This is a genomic window from Halopolyspora algeriensis, assembly GCF_003337235.1.
Lineage (GTDB): Bacteria > Actinomycetota > Actinomycetes > Mycobacteriales > Pseudonocardiaceae > Haloactinomyces > Haloactinomyces algeriensis.
This window is the reverse complement of the sequence record NZ_QPJC01000004.1, coordinates 25,709-41,780: the sequence shown is the minus strand read 5'-3', so window position 1 is coordinate 41,780 and position 16,072 is coordinate 25,709. Positions and strand designations below refer to the sequence as shown.

Sequence of the window (16,072 nt, the reverse complement as noted above, 5' to 3'; positions counted from 1 at the left end):
AAGCCTCACCTACTTCTCACCGGCCGCGCGCTTCATGCCGCGCGCATCCATACCGCTCAGCGAATCCTGCTCGACTTCGGCGTTGTGGGCGTGTGCCAGGTGATGCAGGCCGAACACGGAGTCGAGCCCGTTGTGCATGCCCATCAGATCCTCGGCCTGATTCACGGCCTTCTTCGCCAGCGACAGGCCGAAGCGCGGCATGCCGGCGACGTCCTCGGCCAGCTCGACCGTGGCGTCGGTGAGCTGCTCGGACGGCACGACGCGATTGACCATGCCCACCTCGTAGGCGCGCTGGGCGGTGATCCGCTTGCCGGTGAACAGGAACTCCTTGGCCATCCTCGGCCCGAGCACCCAGGGGTGGGCGAAGTACTCGACACCGGGAATGCCCATGCGCACGACCGGATCGGCGAAGAAGGCGTCCTCGGCGGCGACGATGAGATCGCAGATCCAGGCCAGCATGAGCCCTCCCGCGACACAGGCACCCTGTACCGAGGCGATGACCGGTTTGGGCATCTCCCGCCACCTCCGGCACATGCCGAGGTAGACCTCCTGCTCTCGCGCGAACCGCGATTCGCCGCCCTGCTTGTCCGTGTGCCCCCACCACAGCCCGGCTCGCCGCTCGTAGGCCACGTCGACATCCCGGCCCGGGGTGCCGATGTCGTGCCCGGCCGAGAAGTGCTCGCCGGCTCCGGCCAGCACGATGACCGTGACCTCGTCGTCGGCGCAGGCACGGTAGAACGCCTCGTCGAGGGCATAGGTCATGGCCGAGTTCTGCGCGTTGCGGTACTGCGGGCGGTTCATGGTCACCACGGCGATGTGCTCGCGGCGCTCGTAGCGCACCACCGGTTCTTCCTGGGTCATGGAGGCGCTCCCTGTGCGGTTCGGTTCTGCCCTGGCTGCATCCGGCTGTTCTTCGATGGTCACCGACAATAGCGGAGCAAACAAGTGCTTGGTAGGGTCCGGACGGAACGACGGCGGTGTGAGGTGGTGCGGCAGTGGATCTCGCCGACAGCGAGCAGGAGGCGGCTTTCCGTCGCGAGATACGCGAGTGGCTCGGTGACCACCTCACCGGCGAATTCGCGAAGGCGCGCGGGCTGGGCGGCCCCGGACGTGAACACGAGGCGTTCGACCTGCGACTGGCCTGGGATCGCCATCTCGCCGAGCACGGCTGGACCTGCCTGGGCTGGCCGGAGGAATTCGGCGGCAGAGGCGCCTCGATCCAGCAACAGGTGATCTTCCACGAGGAGTACGCACGGGCGAACGCGCCCGTGCGGGTCGGCCACATCGGCGAGGAACTGCTCGGCCCGACCGTGATCGCGTTCGGCACTGCCGAGCAGCAGGAGCGGTTCCTGCCGCCGATCGTGGAAGCGCGTGAGCTGTGGTGCCAGGGCTACTCCGAGCCCGATGCGGGGTCGGATCTGGCCAACCTGTCCACGGCAGCGCGGCGGGACGCCGACGAATGGGTGATCCACGGGCAGAAGGTGTGGACCTCGCTGGCCCACGTCGCCGACTGGTGTTTCCTGCTGGCCCGAACCGATCCGGAGACCTCCCGGCATCGCGGACTGTCGTGCCTGCTGGTTCCCATGGACCAGCCAGGCGTCGAGGTACGGCCGATCCTGCAGCTGACCGGGACTTCGGAATTCAACGAGGTGTTCTTCGACGGTGCGCGTACCGCGGCGGACAACGTGGTCGGCCCGGTCGACGACGGGTGGCGCGTGGCCATGGGCACGCTCGGTTTCGAGCGGGGAGTGGGCACGGTCGACCAGCAGGTGGTTTTCCGCCGTGAGCTCGCGGCGATCACGGAACTGGCGAAGTCCAACGGTGCCGTCGACGATCCGGTGCTGCGTGACAAGATCACCCGGGCCTGGACCGGCCTGGAGATCATGCGCTTCAACGCGCTGCGCACCCTGACCGGCGTGGCCAACGGGACAGCCGGCCCGGAGGCCTCCATCGCCAAGCTGTACTGGGCGCGGTTCCACCGGGGGCTCGGTGAGCTGGCTGCCGAAGTGGCCGGTGCCTCCGGCCTGGTCGCCGGGGATGCCCCGTACGAACTCGACGAGTGGCAGCGGCTGTTCCTGTTCACCCGCGCCGACACCATCTACGGGGGATCCGACGAGATTCAGCGCACCATCATCGCCGAGCGCGTGCTCGGACTACCCAGGGAGGAACGCCGATGAGCGGGCCGGAGTCCCACGATCTGCTGGCGGGTCGAACCGCCGTGGTGACCGCGGCTGCCGGAAGCGGTATCGGTTCGGCGACAGCGCGCCGGATGCTCGAGGAGGGCGCGCGGGTGGTGATCGGCGACTGGCACGAGCGCAGGCTGGAGGACACCCGAGCGGAACTGGCACAACTACCGGGCGCCGAGGTGCTCGCCGTGCCGTGCGACGTCACCGACGAGGACCAGGTCGGCCGCCTGCTCGAGACCGCCACCACCGAGTTCGGCCGTCTCGACGTCCTCGTCAACAATGCCGGGCTCGGCGGGACCGCGCCGATCCAGGAGATGACCGACGAGCAGTGGAACCGGGTGCTCGACGTGACTCTGAACGGCACGTTCCGGTGCACACGGGCGGCGGTTCGTCTCTTCGGCGAGCAGGGCGATGGGGGTGTGGTGATCAACAACGCCTCGGTCGTGGGATGGCGCGCGCAGGCCGGGCAGGCGCACTACGCTGCGGCGAAGGCCGGGGTGATGGCCCTGACCAGGTGTGCCGCGCTCGATGCGGCACACCTGGGAGTGAGGATCAATGCGGTGGCGCCGAGCCTGGTGATGCATGCGAACCTGGCGAAGGTGACCTCCGACGAGTTGCTGGCGGAACTGACCTCCCGGGAGGCGTTCGGCCGCTCGGCCGAGCCGTGGGAGGTGGCGAACGTGATCGTGTTCCTGGCCAGTGGCTACTCGAGCTACCTCACCGGTGAGGTCGTCTCGGTCAGCAATCAGCATCCCTGAAGGAGCGATCGTCGGCCCGGATCCGCCGATCGCCCCCGGTGAGAGGACAATGATCGTGGTGAGTACCAAGCGTGTGTCCGCCCGCGGCCGTGCTGCGGCCCCCGAGTCCGGTAACGGCGGGTCCGAGCGGCGCGCGGAACTGCTGGCCATCGCGGCGGACCTGTTCGCCACCAGTGGCTTCCAGGGCACGACCGTGCGGGAGATCGCCGACACCGCGGGCATCCTGTCCGGCAGTCTCTACCACCACTTCGACTCCAAGGACTCCATGGTGGACGAGATCCTGCGGGAGTTCCTGGAGTATCAGCAGAAAGCCTATGACGACGTACTCCGCGACTCACCCGATGCCCGCACCGCCATCGCCGAGCTGGTCCGGTGCTCCTTCCGAGCCATTCACCGGTACCGGGCCGCGGTCGCGATCTTCCAGAACGAATCGGGCTATCTGACCCGGTTCGAGCGGTTCGACTACCTGCGCAAGGCGTCGGCCGACATCGAGCGGACCTGGAAGCGGGTCCTGGAGGACGGTCGGCGAGCCGGTGTCTTTCGCTCGGACCTCAATATCAAGCTCGCGTACCGGTTCATCCGGGACACGGTGTGGACCGCCGTGCACTGGTACAACCCTCGCGGACGGATGACGGCCGGTGTCATCGCCGAGCAGTACATCCGGTTTCTCTGCGACGGCATCATGGCGCCGGGGCAGGAGTGACGCTTGCGGAAGCGGTCGCCGAGTGCCCGGACCGCCTCGGTGACGAGCCGCTCGATGAGCCGTTCGCAGTGACGGTGACCGCGGTGCAGGACGCCGCGCAGCCGGTCACTCCTCGGGTATCGCGGCGATCTGGCGCTCGATGTCGGCGTCGAGCTCGGTCAACCGCACGCGGAGCCGCTCGGCGTAGGAGGACGAGGCGGCCGTCAGCTGGGTGGCGAGGTGACCGTACTCGGCCAGTAGCGTGGGCAGACTGCCCGCGTCGTCGTGTCGAGAGGGATACGCCATTGGTCGATGGTGTGGGAGGAGGCGGCCACTCGGCGACTCAATCGGGGGAGGATCAGGCGCGCAGTGCGTGGATTTCGCTCGATCGGGTGATGACTGCCCGGGAAAAGCCCGACTCGTCGCGACGGGTCCGTACGAACTCGCTACGCACCACGTGGGGGCCGTGCGGTTGTCGTCGTCTTCCGTGGTGGTCACTCGAACTGGGCGAGATGCCACCGCAGTTGCCCTTCGGTGGGAGCTTGGATGGGCAGGAACGCCGCTTCTCGGAGCCGACGGCTGGTGCCGCTGCTCGCTACGTAACCGGCGCCACCCCGAACGGTGGCTTCCAGTCCGGTCGCCTCGCCCGCGGTTCGTGCGGCACCGAGCCGCAGCCGCAGTAAGTCCCGGCTGCTCGACCGATGGGGGGCCTGTGCGAAGTCGAACAGCCGCCGGCGCACGGAATCATGACGTTGAGCGAGCTCGGCGAAGTCATCGGTGAATTCCGCGTTGAGGCCGGTGAGTCGCTCACCGATGTGGTGTCGCGAGGCGCCTGTCAGACCACTGCAGTACGCGCTCTGGATCAACAGGAGCGTGGGTCGAAACGACCGCACGAACCCGGGAAGGTCCTCGCTGAGTATCGCTGCAGCAGGGACCTCGACATCGGTGAGAGTCACGGACGAGGAGGCCGTCGCACCGAGCGTCAGCAGATCGGGAGCACTGTGGACGGTCACTCCGGGGTCGGTGGTACGCACGTGGACGACCATGCCGCTGCCGTCTTCGAACCGGGCGGGTACCGCGACGAGCGCGTCGTCGAAGAGGTTCGACGCCCAGTTGATCGGTCCGTTCAGCCGCACGCCGCTGCTCGTTCTGGTCGCGACAACCGGTACCGGCTCCAAACCCGCGACGTGTCGCATGGCGGGGGCGATCGCGGTCGCGCCGATTCGGGTACCGGCGCGCAGTCCGGCCAGTTCCGAGGTGGACGCCGGTCGGTCCGAACTGCTGAGGTAGTCGATCACCATACGTTGGGCCCACAGTGCGAACGCGGAACTCAGGCAGGCGGAGGCGACGTCCTCGACAACGAGGAGCATGCTCGCCAGCCGACCCTGCGTGGTGTCCGGGACACCGAGGTCGAGCAGACCGAGTTCACCGAGCATCCGTATCCCGGGCCGGATGTCGGACTCGCACCGATCCACCGCCGCAGCATGCGCACCGAAGAACGCCGCGACCTTCTCGCGGCCCTGGTAATCCGTGTGCATGGCCATGTTCTTACCGGTGATCCGGCTGGTTGCGACAGAGGGCTGTGTCTGCCGGGCGAGTGAATTGACCATGAGGCAATAGCCGTGCCTGGTGACGCGATGTGCATCACGTCATGCGGTCATCCCTCGGCCTCGCGCCTGCCCGCGCCGAGCCGCTCGGAGATCTGCGCTGCTGTGTCCCGCACTATCTCGGCCAGCTGGGCACGCAATTCGGACGAGATCCGGAAACTGGGCGCGGACAGCAGCAGGGCAGCCGAAACGTGACCGCGGTGATCACGCACGGGGGCGCTGATACCGACTTCCTCCACATTGGTCTCTCCGGCATTGACGGCCACCCCGGTGGAGCGGACCTCCGAGAGTCGATTCAGGTAGCGCCGCACGGTGTACTCGTCGCTGTGGCCGCCGCGCATGAGGTGGCCTTCGAGAAGCGCGCGGACCTGGTCTTCGGGCATGTCGGTGAGAAACACCTGAACCGAGGCGCTGGCCGAAGTCGAATACCGGGTTCCGATGGGGGTGGTGTGCTTGACCTGTTTGGGACTGGCCACCTGCTCCACGGAGACGGACTCGTGGCCGCTCCACACGACCAGGGCGCTGGTTTCGCCGGTGCGTTCGGTGAGCTGCTCCAGCGCAGGGTAGGCGATGCGGCGCACATCGAGGTTGGCCAGCAGGGGACCCGCCAGCCCGATCAGCCCCAGGCCGAGGCGGAAACGTCCGCTTTCGGAATCGCGAACGACCAGATCCATCTGCTCGAGCTGGCCGAGGATCCGGGACGCGGTGCTTTTGTGCAGGTTTATTCTGCGAGCGATTTCGGTGACGCCCAAAGCGGGCTCGTCGACGGAGAAGGCATGCAGGATGCGGATACCGTTGTGCAGCACCGAGGGAGTGTTCCTGGTGTCCTGCTGCTCGTGGTCGCCGTTGTCGGTCATCTCGCGCTACTCCGTGCTGAGCCGATGGGGGCCCAGGGTATGTGGTGACCGGTGCGCACGGGGGGTGGGGCCCGTGCGCACCGGGGCTCGGGAACGGCTCGGGGTCAGGGGGTGAGGATGTTGTGCTCGGGCCCGTAGGGATAGCCGGTGATGTTCTCGGCACCGTCTTCGGTGACGACGAGGATGTCGTGTTCACGGTAGCCGCCTGCGCCGGGCTGGCCCTCGGGGATCGTGATCATGGGTTCCATGGATACCACCATGCCCGGCTCGAGGACGGTGTCGATGTCCTCGCGCAGTTCCAGGCCGGCCTCGCGACCGTAGTAGTGCGACAGCACACCGAAGGAGTGCCCGTAGCCGAAGGTGCGCTTGTCCAGCAGACCTTCGGCTTCGAAGATGGTGTTCAACTCGGCGGCGATGTCCTTGCAGACCGCACCGGGGCGGATCAGCTCCAGGCCACGCTCGTGCACGGCGGTGTTGACCTTCCAGTACCGCAGCTGCGCCTCGGTGGGCTCGCCGTAGACGAGGGTGCGTTCCAGGGCGGTGTAGTAGCCGGCGATCATCGGGAAGCAGTTCAGGCTCAGGATGTCGCCGCGCTGCACCTGCCGGGTGGTGGGCCAGTTGTGCGCACCGTCGGTGTTCACGCCGGACTGGAACCACACCCAGGTGTCGCGCAGCTCGGCGTGCGGGAAGGTCGCCGCGATCTCGCGGGTCATGGCCTGGGTGCCTGCCAGGGCCACCTCGTACTCGGGAACCCCCTCGGTGACTGCTTCGGCCACGGCCGCGCCGCCGATGTCGGCGATGCGGGCACCCTGCTTGATCAGGGCGATCTCCTCGTCGGACTTGATCATGCGCTGGGCCATGGTGGCCGCCGAGATGTCGGTGAGCTCGAAGCCGGGCAGGACCTCGGCGAGCTGGGCGCGCAGCATCGGCGGGATGTGGTCGTCTTCGACACCCAGGCGTCCGCGCGTGAGGCCGGCATCGGCGAGCACGGTGGCGATGGCGTGCTGGAAGTTGTCCCGTTGCCAGTCGGTGTAGACGAGGTTGTCGCCGAAGCTGCGTCGCCAGGGCTGGCCGGCGTCGATGTTGGCGGTGACGGTGACATGACTGCTGGGGGTGACCACCAGCGCGTAGTTGCGACCGAAGGCGGTGTAGAGGAAGTCGCTGTAGTAGTTGATGTTGTGGTAACTGGTGAACACCGCCGCGTCCACACCGGAATCGGCCATCGCCTTGCGCAGCGCGGTCACCCGCCGCTGCATCTCGCCCTCGGAGAACGTCGGCGTGACCGGCTGTCCGTTGGGGATGTTCTTGAGACGGTCCAGGTTCATTCGAATCTCCTCATGCAGTGGTGTCGACCGGAGTTGCCGTCTGCGACGGCTTGCCGGTCCGGACGGGATCGCGGGGCGAGATGCCACGCGCGAGACTGATGGACAGTGCCGCGACGAGACCGGCCGCGGCCAGGTACCAGGCAGGGGCGAGGTTGCTGCCGCTGCTGTGGATGAGGAAGGTCGCCACGAACGGCGCCGTTCCTCCGAACAGGGCGTTGGCCAGGTTGAAGCTGAACGCGAATCCGCTGTAGCGGACCCGGGTGGGGAACAGCTCCGCCAGGTAGGAGGGCAGGGTGCCGTCGTTCATCGTGAGCATGACGCCCAGCCCGAGCTGAAGCAGCATGATGCCGACGAGACCGGCGGTTCCCACCAGCAGGAACATCGGTACGGACAGCAGCGCGAACACGATCCCGGCGGCGGCGAGCACGGCCGGACGCCCGAAACGGTCGGACAGCCGTCCCATGAGGAACACGGAGCCGATGTAGCCGCACAGCGCCACTGTGGTCGACAGGAACGACGCGGTCTCGTCCAGCTGCAGCTCACTGGACAGGTAGGTCGGCATGTAGGTGAGCAAGGTGTAGAACCCGACCGCGTTCAGGCAGGCCACGCCCAGCCCCACGAGAATCGCACGCTTGTTGTGCAGGAAGGTTTCCTTCAGCGGTGTCCGCGTCCGGGCCTCCTCCTGCTCCAGGGCCCGGAATTCCGGTGTGTCCTCCAGCTTGGTGCGGATGTAGCGACCGATCAGGCCCAACGGTGCCGCCAGCAAGAACGGCAGCCGCCATCCCCATGCGGCCATCTGGTCGTCGGAGAGTGTCGCCGTGAGCACGGTGACCAGCACCGAACCGAACAGCAGCCCGGTGGCCGTGCTGGCCGGTACGACACTGGTGTAGACGCCGCGGCGGCTCTTCGGCGCGTATTCGAACAGGAACGAGGCCGCGCCCGCGTATTCACCGGCGGCCGAGAAGCCCTGCACCAGCCGGACCAGCAGCAGCAGTACCGGTGCCGCGAGCCCGATCCGCTCGTATCCCGGCAGCAGCGCGATCGCGAAGGTCGAGACCGACATGATCAGGATCGACAGCGACAGAGCGGTGCGGCGCCCGACCTTGTCACCGAAATGACCCCAGAACACGCCGCCGACCGGTCGGATGATGAACGAGATCGCGAACACGCCGAACGTGGCCAGCAGCCCCGCCGTCGGCGAGGTCTCGGGGAAGAAAACCAGGGCGATGGTGGCCGCGAGATAGCCGTACACGGCGTAGTCGAACCACTCGACGAAGTTTCCGATGAAGCTCGCCGCGACGACCCGGCGCAACGCCGCCGGTCTCGGCTCTTCGGTATCGCGACCCGGGAGGGTTTCGCTCACCGCACTCCCCCCTCAGGGAATTGTGCCGACAGGCCGGGTGTCCGGCAGCCCATCGGCGATGGACAGGTATCTGGTTGCCGCGCTCGGAGGACTGCACGACATTCGCAGTACCGCACCACGCTGTACTGGCACTGACTGAATTTGCAACTCGGTTGCGATGAAAGGAACCTAGGTGGCGACTTACTCGGAGTCAAGACGTCACGTCAGGATTGGCCTGCTCTCGGCGTCCCCGCTGTGAAGAGGGCTTTCCTTGTGTTACGGGGTGATGATGTTCCCGCTGCGTTCTCTCGGTGCAGGCGCAGTGAGCTGCGAAGTTGAGTAATGTGGCACGCGGTGCATGCTGGCGGGATTTTGTTGCAACTTTGTTGTCCACAATGAAACGTGAGCTGGCTCTCTGTCTCTCCCCGTGCGCCGTACCGGCTGCATGGAACGGCCCCTCGATCGAGCGGGGATTGACTTCGTCCTCCTGCGTGGTCACTGTTGTACGCGTCACAGACCGACTGGTCGGTACCAACGAGACGCTGCTTCTGTCGGAGGAGGAGATCGGTTCATGACCGCAGCGCGGGCCGAGAGCACACTGTCCGGCCGGCGACCGCCCGCCAAGCTCATGGCCGCGGGACTCGTCGGAAGCTCCATCGAGTGGTACGACTTTTTCATCTACGCCACGGCGGCCGCGCTCGTGTTCGGGCCGCTGTTCTTTCCCGGGACGTCACCGCTGATCGGCACCCTGCTGTCCTTCAGCACCTTCTGGGCGGGTTTCATCGCCCGCCCCATCGGCGGCCTGATCTTCGGTCACTTCGGTGACAGGCTCGGTCGTAAGCCGGCACTGGTGACGTGCCTGACGCTCATGGGCGCGGCCACCTTCCTCATCGGCGTGCTGCCGACCAGCTCGTCGATCGGTGTGGCCGCCCCGATCCTGCTCGTGGCACTGCGTTTTCTGCAGGGCATCGCGGTCGGTGGCCAGTGGGGCGGACTCGTGCTGCTGCTGACCGAAAGTGCCGGAAGCCGCCGCAGAGGTCTGGCGGGAACCTTCGGTCAGATGGGAGTGCCGATCGGCGTCATCCTGGGGAACACGTCGTTCCTTCTGGTCAGCGCCCTCGTTTCCCCGGAGGCGTTTCTCGCGTGGGGATGGCGCATCCCGTTCCTGGCCAGTGCCGCGCTGTTCCCGGTTGTTCTGTTCATCCAGCTCCGGGTGGAGGACACACCGGTGTTCCGGGAGCTCCAGCAGCGCAAGCAGGCCGAAGCGGCCCAAGTGGTGCAGGCGCCGCTGCTGGAGGTGATGCGGACACACGGCCGGCGCATCCTGCTCGGATCGGGATTGCTGTTCGCCTCCAACGCCATCTTCTACATCAGCATCGCGGGCGTGCTCGACTACGGCACCCGGGAACTGGGCCTCCCCCGGGACATCCTGCTGCTCATCAGTCTGGCTTCCTCGGCGGTCGGCATCGCGGTGATCCTCGCGGCCGGTGCCTTGTCCGACCGGATGGGCCGCAGGCCGCTCATCCTCGCCGGCGCCGGTGTGATCGCGGTCTGGGCGTTCCCCTTCTTCTGGCTCGTCGACACGGGATCGCTGCTGTTCATCGCCGTTGCCGTAACGGTGGGCGGTATCGGGTCGAGCCTGGCCTATGGCCCCCTGGCGGCTTACCTGGGCGAGCTGTTCGAGCCGCGGGTGCGCTACTCGGGAGTCTCCCTGGCGTACCAGTTGGCAGCCATCCTGATCAGTGGCGGCACGCCGTTCATCATGACCGCGCTGCTGGCCGCGACGGGGACTTCGACATCGGTGTCGGTGTTCCTCCTGATCATGGGGCTGGCCACGTTCCTGTCGGCCTTCCTGCTGCCCGAAACGGGCTCGGCCGCTGCCCAGGCGGAGACCGACGAGGAAATCGAGAGCTCAGGAGCAGCGCCCGCGTCCTGACGTCTCCACGAGAAACGACACGGCCCCCGCACCGATTCGGGTCCGTCCCGGTCGGCGCGAGGGCTTTTTGCGTGCGTCGGATCGCGCCCAACGTATGCCCGGATCGACACCCTCACCGGGAGGCCGCGATCGGTGACCGAACCGTCGGGACTCACGCCGATCACCAGTTCACGTTCCGATGGCGCAGCGGGACTTTCCCGCGCGCTCGACGGCAGGCAGTATGCACGTATGCGAACTGTGCTGCTGGCGGCCGGCTCCAGTGAGGTGTTCCTCGATGATCGCGGCCCGGAACGCGTCCTGCGGATGAGTTGGCATGCCGAGCATCGGATCGTCGTGCTCAGCCTCTGGAGCGGCAATCGCTGCACGGCGACCTTCCGGCTGCCCATCGCCCAGGTCCCTGCGGTCGTGCAGGCACTGACCAACGGACTCGCCGAACTCGCTCAAGCGACCGAGGTGGGAGCCGCGCGCCGCGACGCGGTGGTGCGGCAGCTGTGGAACGAGCCCGCTGCCGCAGCGACCGCCCCGCGGCAGCGTATGCCCGACGGGGCGTCGCGGATGTCGGTTCGCGCGGTGGATGCCGTGATCCGGGCCTGCACTCGGTTGCGCACCAGATTGGATCGCCGGTGAGCAGCGGCGAAAGCGTACCGCTCGACCCGACGGCGAGACAGCCGTATCGAGGTCGAGGGCTATTCTTCCCGGAATGGGCATGTCGCGTCCGAACCCGTTGCAGTGGGTCTGGTACGCCTACGGCGGGAAGCTGCCGGACCGCTGTGCCGAGTGGGTGCTGCACGATGTGACCTGCCGCACGTGGGTGCTGCGGCAGCTGGCACGGGCGCTGATGCAGTTGGCTCCGCTGTGCGTGGTGGTGTTGCTGCTGCCGGGGCCGCTGTCGATCCGCGTGTGGGCGACCGTACTGGGCTTGCTGGTCGGCCTGTTCTACTCGGTGAGTGCGATGGTCGAAACCGCCGAGCACCGGGCGATCAAGCACGGCCATGCGCCGGGACTGGCCCGAGAAACCCGGGAACTGTACCGGGACGTGCGGCGGGAGACGAAGTGGGCGGCCCGGCGCCGTCGAGAGCGATGACGGCACGAAACACCGGTGGTTGCCGTCCGGACTGCCGTGGATACCGGCCGCATACCTGTTGCACCTGTATGCCCCGGGTCATACGTTCGACAACCGGGGGCCGGCGGTGCCGAGCCGGCTCCGTCACAACCACGAAGGGATGACATGGGCTCGATGAACACCGGGAACGAGGCGGATGCCACCGGTACCCACGCCGAACTGGCCAAGCGCCGCAAGGCGGTACTGCCGGAGTGGCTGACCACCATGTACGCCGAGCCCATCGACATCGACAGCGGCGAGGGGCGGCACGTCCGGGACGCCGAGGGCAACCGCTACCTCGACTTCTTCGGCGGCATCCTGACCACCATGACCGGCCACGCGGTGCCCGAAGTCACCGCCGCCGTCAGCGAGCAGGCGAGCAGGATTCTGCACTCGTCCACGCTGTACCTGAACCGGCCGATGATCGAGCTCGCCGAACGGGTGGCCGAGCTCTCCGACATCGACGACCCCCGGGTGTTCTTCACGACCAGCGGCACCGAGGCCAACGACACCGCCCTGCTGCTGGCCACCGGCTACCGGGCCTCGAATCAGGTCCTGGCGCTGCGCAACAGCTATCACGGGCGCTCGTTCTCCTCGATGGCGGTCACCGGCAACCGGAGTTGGTCGCCGACGAGCCTGTCTCCGGTACAGACCTTCTACGTGCACGGCAGCCGCCGACGCGGAACCCCGATGGCCCAGCTGTCCGATGCGGAGCTGACCGAAGCGTGCGTGGCCGATCTCGAGGATGTGCTCGATCAGCTGCACGGTAACGTCGCGTGCCTGATCGCCGAGCCGATCCAGGGCGTCGGTGGGTTCGCCACACCGCCGGACGGGCTGTACGCGCGGTTCAAGGAAGTCCTGGATCGCCACGGGATCCTGTGGGTCAGTGACGAGGTGCAGACCGGCTGGGGCCGCACCGGCGAGCACTTCTGGGGATGGCAGGCGCATGCCGACAACGGCAAGCCCGACATCGTCACCTTCGCCAAGGGACTGGGCAACGGGCTGTCGATCGGCGGTGTCGTTGCCGACGCCGAGGTGATGAACAGTGTCGCCGCGAACTCCATCTCCACGTTCGGCGGCAGCCCGGTGACGGCCGCAGGTGCGCTGGCCAATCTCGACTACCTGCTGGAGCACGATCTGCAGCGCAATGCCGCACACGTCGGTGCGATCCTGCGCGCGGAACTCGACGGAGCTCTCGGCAGCGCTTCGGCCGTGGCCGACGTGCGCGGTAAGGGGCTGATGATCGGTGTCGAGCTCGCGGACCCGGACGGGCAGCCGGCACCGGAGCTGGCCGCCGAGGTCCTGGAGGAAACCAAGCGCCAGGGCGTCCTGGTCGGCAAGGGTGGCCTGCACGGCAACGTGCTGCGCATCGCCCCGCCGCTGAGCGTGACCGAGTCCGAGGTGCGCGAGGGTGCGCGCGTGCTGCTGGACGCCCTGCACACGGTACCGTCGCCCGAGGCGAGCTGACCCGCGGAAAGGACTCCCGGGCAGGCATGGGGCGAGCCCTGTCGTGCGATGACGGTGACCGGCCGTGTCCGTGAAGTACCGCAGCGCAACGCGTCCCTTTCGTTTCCGGATGCGGCCGTGCGAGAGACTTCCGCGGTGACCACAGGCACCGAACGAACGACGACCACGGCACGGAAACTGGGCCTCGGCTGGAAGTTGCACGGCGACGGAACCACTCCGCGCCCCGGGGAGTCGGTGGCTCCCGACGAGCGACTGTCCTGGCCACGCACCCTCGGATTCGGTGCCCAGCACGTGGTCGCCATGTTCGGCGCGACCTTCGTGTTCCCGGTGCTGATGGGACTGGATCCGAACCTGGCGATCATGGTTTCGGGGGTGGCCACGATCCTGTTCCTGCTGATCGTGCAGGGCAGGATTCCCAGTTACCTCGGCAGCAGTGCCTCGTTCGTCGGGGCGGTCACCGCGATCAGGGCCGGCGGCGGTGACAGTGCGACCGTCACCGGCGCGATCCTCGTCGCGGGAGCCGTGCTCGCGGCGATCGGGGTGATCATCCACGTCGCCGGGGCACGAGCGTTGCAGCGCCTGCTGCCTCCGGCGGTGTCCGGCGCCGTGGTGATGCTCATCGGATTCAACCTGGCCCCGGTGGTGGCCGAAACATACTGGCCGCAGGATCAGTGGATCGCGCTGATCACGATGGTGATCGTGCTGGTCTGCAGTGTGCTGCTGCGGGGGCTCTGGGGGCGGATCGCCGTCTTCCTCGGGCTCGTGGCGGGATACGGGCTGTCCTGGGTCTTCGACCGGTGGTTCGGAATGCTCCGGTCGCCGAACGCCTCCGGCGAGGTCGTCGAGCGTTTCCGGGTCGACCTGAGCGCGGTCGCGCAGGCCGACTGGCTCGGGTTGCCGACACTGCATGCCCCCGACTTCGAGGCTTCGGCGATCGCCCTGGTTCTGCCCGCCGTCATCGCGCTGCTCGCCGAGAACACCGGGCACATCAAGGCCGTCGGGGAGATGACCGGCCGTGAGGTCGAAAGCAGCCTGGGGCGCGCGATCTTCGCCGACGGCTTCACGAGTACGCTGTCGGCTTCGGTCGGCGGGCCCCCGACGACGACGTACGCGGAGAACATCGGTGTCATGGCGGCCACCCGGGTGTACTCGACCGCGGCGTACTGGGTGGCGGCTCTCGTGGCGATCGTTCTCGGTCTGTGCCCGAAGTTCGGTGCGGTCATCGCGGCGACACCGGGGGGAGTGCTCGGCGGTATCACGGTGGTGCTCTACGGCATGATCGGTCTGCTGGGAGCCAGGATCTGGGTGCAGAACCGCGTCGACTTCGCCGATCCGGCGACTCTGCTGCCGCTCGCCGCCGGGGTGATCGTCGGTGTCGGCGGGGTCTCGCTGCAGGTGACCCCGCAGTTCAGCTTCGGCGGTATCGCGCTGGGCACGATCATCGTGCTGTTGGGGTACCACTTCCTGCGCGCCTTCGCTCCCACCCGCCGGTAGCGGAACTATGCGGCATCGGAGGGACGTGTGCGCGATCGCCGCTGATGGCCCGGTTCCCCTCCGGGACGGGAAAAGCCGCGCACGGCAGCAGTGACGGCGCAAGCAGCGGAGCGGCCGGCGCGGTTGGCGCCGACCGTGCTGGCCGACGGGCCGTAGCCGACCAGATGCAGCCGCGGTTCGGCGACGGCCTGCGTGCCATCGAGCCGGATTCCCCCACCCGGCTCACGGAGGCCCAGCGGAGCGAGATGGTCGATGGCCGGGCGGAAGCCGGTCGCCCACAGGATCGCGTCCGCGGCGACTTCCGTGCCGTCGTTCCAGGCCACGCCGGTGGGGGTGATCCGGTCGAACATCGGTGACCGTTCGAGGACGCCGCGCTCGTGGGCGCGGCGGATCGCGGGAGTCGAGGGCAGGCCGGTGAGGCCCACGATGCTGCCGGGCGGTAGCCCCGCACGGACCTGTCGCTCGACCGTGGCCACGGCCGCCCGCCCGTCCTCGGAGGTGAATTCGGTGCCGGTGAACACCGGAGGACGCCGTGTCGCCCAGGTGGTGGTGGCGACCCGGGAGATCTCGGAGAGCAGTTCCACCGCCGAAATACCACCGCCCACGACGATGACGTGGTGGCCCCGGAATTCCTCGGCGTCGCGGTAGTCGGCGGTGTGCAACTGGCGGCCGGTGAACGATTCCTGTCCCGGACAGTGCGGCCGGAACGGGTGGGTCCAGGTGCCGGTGGCATTGATGACCGCGCGAGCCGACCAGCTGCCTGCCGAGCTTGCCACGAGCAGGCGGTCGCCGTTGCCACGGCGCACGGCAGTGACCCCGGCCGGGCGAAGCACGGGCAGGTCGAAGGCCTTCTCGTAGTCGCCGAAGTACTCGGCGACGACGTCGGCGGCCGGGCGCGTTTCGTCCTTGCCACCGAAGGCGAGGCCCGGCAGATCGTGGATCCCGTGGACGTCGTCGAGTCGCAGTGAGGGCCACCGGTGCCGCCAAGCACCGCCGGGCCCGTCGGAGCGATCGAGCACGACGAACTCGTGGTGCGACGCGAAGCCCTGGCGGTGCAGGTGGTAGGCACTGGACAGGCCCGCCTGGCCCGCGCCGATCACGACGACGTCGACATGGCGGGCAGCGGGGTCGCCCGGTTGCATCCGGCTCGTCACACCAGAGGAACAATCGCTGCGGTACAGGCTTTCCGACGGGGATGGAAACGTGGTGTGTGCCACCGAGTGCGTGCTTGGCGGATGGTCCGATCGAGTGCGATCGAAAACACCCGGTACCCCTTCCCACGGGAATACGGGTAGGCCCTATCATCGTTGTTGCAA

The 16,072-nt window shown here is 67.7% G+C and carries 15 protein-coding genes; 8 read left to right on the top strand and 7 right to left on the bottom strand.

Translation table 11 applies throughout. The features are described from left to right. Positions 1-9: 9 nt before the first annotated feature. Positions 10-861, bottom strand: coding sequence for an enoyl-CoA hydratase (locus tag DFQ14_RS08220; RefSeq protein ID WP_114452529.1), 852 nt, complete (start codon positions 859-861; stop codon positions 10-12). 134 nt (positions 862-995) lie between these two features. Here DFQ14_RS08220 and DFQ14_RS08215 point away from each other — a divergent pair, with 134 nt between their 5' ends. From DFQ14_RS08215 to DFQ14_RS08205, 3 genes are read left to right on the top strand one after another with little or no spacing between them, the layout of a single operon-like run. Continuing rightward, positions 996-2,177 carry an acyl-CoA dehydrogenase family protein gene (locus DFQ14_RS08215; protein ID WP_114452528.1) on the top strand — a complete coding sequence of 394 codons (1,182 nt, stop codon included), beginning with the start codon at positions 996-998 and terminating at the stop codon, positions 2,175-2,177. Beyond that, positions 2,174-2,944: an SDR family oxidoreductase gene (locus DFQ14_RS08210; RefSeq protein WP_114452527.1), complete on the top strand. Its 771-nt coding sequence runs from the start codon at positions 2,174-2,176 to the stop codon at positions 2,942-2,944. Before DFQ14_RS08215 ends, DFQ14_RS08210 begins: the two co-directional genes overlap by 4 nt. Positions 2,945-2,993: 49 nt before the next feature. Continuing rightward, on the top strand, positions 2,994-3,647 hold the full coding sequence (locus tag DFQ14_RS08205) for a TetR/AcrR family transcriptional regulator (RefSeq protein ID WP_114452526.1): 654 nt from the start codon (positions 2,994-2,996) through the stop codon (positions 3,645-3,647). A gap of 105 nt (positions 3,648-3,752) precedes the next feature. On the opposite strand, the gene DFQ14_RS08200 is transcribed toward DFQ14_RS08205, so the two are convergent. The 5 genes from DFQ14_RS08200 to DFQ14_RS08180 form a co-directional block, all read right to left on the bottom strand. After that, the gene (locus DFQ14_RS08200; protein WP_114452525.1) at positions 3,753-3,932 is read right to left on the bottom strand and encodes a hypothetical protein; all 180 of its coding nucleotides are present in this window, start codon (positions 3,930-3,932) and stop codon (positions 3,753-3,755) included. 188 nt (positions 3,933-4,120) lie between these two features. After that, positions 4,121-5,170 carry an acyl-CoA dehydrogenase family protein gene (locus tag DFQ14_RS08195; protein ID WP_114452524.1) on the bottom strand — a complete coding sequence of 350 codons (1,050 nt, stop codon included), beginning with the start codon at positions 5,168-5,170 and terminating at the stop codon, positions 4,121-4,123. A 113-nt stretch (positions 5,171-5,283) separates the two neighbouring features. Then, entirely contained in the window at positions 5,284-6,090 is an 807-nt protein-coding gene (locus DFQ14_RS08190; protein WP_114452523.1) for an IclR family transcriptional regulator, read from the bottom strand. A 104-nt stretch (positions 6,091-6,194) separates the two neighbouring features. Further along, positions 6,195-7,415 carry a M24 family metallopeptidase gene (locus tag DFQ14_RS08185; RefSeq protein WP_114452522.1) on the bottom strand — a complete coding sequence of 407 codons (1,221 nt, stop codon included), beginning with the start codon at positions 7,413-7,415 and terminating at the stop codon, positions 6,195-6,197. Between the two features lie 10 nt (positions 7,416-7,425). Then, positions 7,426-8,778, bottom strand: coding sequence for an MFS transporter (locus tag DFQ14_RS08180; protein ID WP_114452521.1), 1,353 nt, complete (start codon positions 8,776-8,778; stop codon positions 7,426-7,428). A 550-nt stretch (positions 8,779-9,328) separates the two neighbouring features. On the opposite strand from DFQ14_RS08180, the gene DFQ14_RS08175 reads away from it, so the two are divergent. From DFQ14_RS08175 to DFQ14_RS08155, 5 genes are all read left to right on the top strand, one after another. Next, entirely contained in the window at positions 9,329-10,693 is a 1,365-nt protein-coding gene (locus DFQ14_RS08175; protein ID WP_114452520.1) for an MFS transporter, read from the top strand. Positions 10,694-10,921: 228 nt separating this feature from the next. Beyond that, entirely contained in the window at positions 10,922-11,320 is a 399-nt protein-coding gene (locus DFQ14_RS08170; protein ID WP_141921303.1) for a hypothetical protein, read from the top strand. A 73-nt stretch (positions 11,321-11,393) separates the two neighbouring features. After that, on the top strand, positions 11,394-11,777 hold the full coding sequence (locus DFQ14_RS08165; protein ID WP_114452518.1) for a DUF5313 family protein: 384 nt from the start codon (positions 11,394-11,396) through the stop codon (positions 11,775-11,777). 153 nt (positions 11,778-11,930) lie between these two features. Next, a complete protein-coding gene (locus DFQ14_RS08160; RefSeq protein WP_114452835.1) occupies positions 11,931-13,262 on the top strand; it encodes an aspartate aminotransferase family protein in 1,332 nt (443 codons plus the stop codon). Positions 13,263-13,397: 135 nt separating this feature from the next. Further along, positions 13,398-14,756 carry a uracil-xanthine permease family protein gene (locus tag DFQ14_RS08155; RefSeq protein WP_246195413.1) on the top strand — a complete coding sequence of 453 codons (1,359 nt, stop codon included), beginning with the start codon at positions 13,398-13,400 and terminating at the stop codon, positions 14,754-14,756. 5 nt (positions 14,757-14,761) lie between these two features. Here DFQ14_RS08155 and DFQ14_RS08150 read toward each other — a convergent pair whose 3' ends face one another. Continuing rightward, positions 14,762-15,898 (bottom strand): FAD-dependent oxidoreductase, encoded by a 1,137-nt coding sequence (locus tag DFQ14_RS08150; RefSeq protein ID WP_114452516.1) that lies wholly within the window; start codon positions 15,896-15,898, stop codon positions 14,762-14,764. Positions 15,899-16,072: the final 174 nt, after the last annotated feature.

Bases quoted from the DNA above. Each gene is read 5' to 3' on its own strand.
- DFQ14_RS08220 (WP_114452529.1), bottom strand. From the start codon at position 861: ATGACCCAGGAAGAACCGGTGGTGCGCTACGAGCGCCGCGAGCACATC.
- DFQ14_RS08210 (WP_114452527.1), top strand. From the start codon at position 2,174: ATGAGCGGGCCGGAGTCCCACGATCTGCTGGCGGGTCGAACCGCCGTG.
- DFQ14_RS08205 (WP_114452526.1), top strand. From the start codon at position 2,994: ATGATCGTGGTGAGTACCAAGCGTGTGTCCGCCCGCGGCCGTGCTGCG.
- DFQ14_RS08200 (WP_114452525.1), bottom strand. From the start codon at position 3,932: ATGGCGTATCCCTCTCGACACGACGACGCGGGCAGTCTGCCCACGCTA.
- DFQ14_RS08195 (WP_114452524.1), bottom strand. From the start codon at position 5,170: ATGGCCATGCACACGGATTACCAGGGCCGCGAGAAGGTCGCGGCGTTC.
- DFQ14_RS08190 (WP_114452523.1), bottom strand. From the start codon at position 6,090: ATGACCGACAACGGCGACCACGAGCAGCAGGACACCAGGAACACTCCC.
- DFQ14_RS08185 (WP_114452522.1), bottom strand. From the start codon at position 7,415: ATGAACCTGGACCGTCTCAAGAACATCCCCAACGGACAGCCGGTCACG.
- DFQ14_RS08175 (WP_114452520.1), top strand. From the start codon at position 9,329: ATGACCGCAGCGCGGGCCGAGAGCACACTGTCCGGCCGGCGACCGCCC.
- DFQ14_RS08170 (WP_141921303.1), top strand. From the start codon at position 10,922: ATGCGAACTGTGCTGCTGGCGGCCGGCTCCAGTGAGGTGTTCCTCGAT.
- DFQ14_RS08165 (WP_114452518.1), top strand. From the start codon at position 11,394: ATGGGCATGTCGCGTCCGAACCCGTTGCAGTGGGTCTGGTACGCCTAC.
- DFQ14_RS08160 (WP_114452835.1), top strand. From the start codon at position 11,931: ATGAACACCGGGAACGAGGCGGATGCCACCGGTACCCACGCCGAACTG.
- DFQ14_RS08150 (WP_114452516.1), bottom strand. From the start codon at position 15,898: ATGCAACCGGGCGACCCCGCTGCCCGCCATGTCGACGTCGTCGTGATC.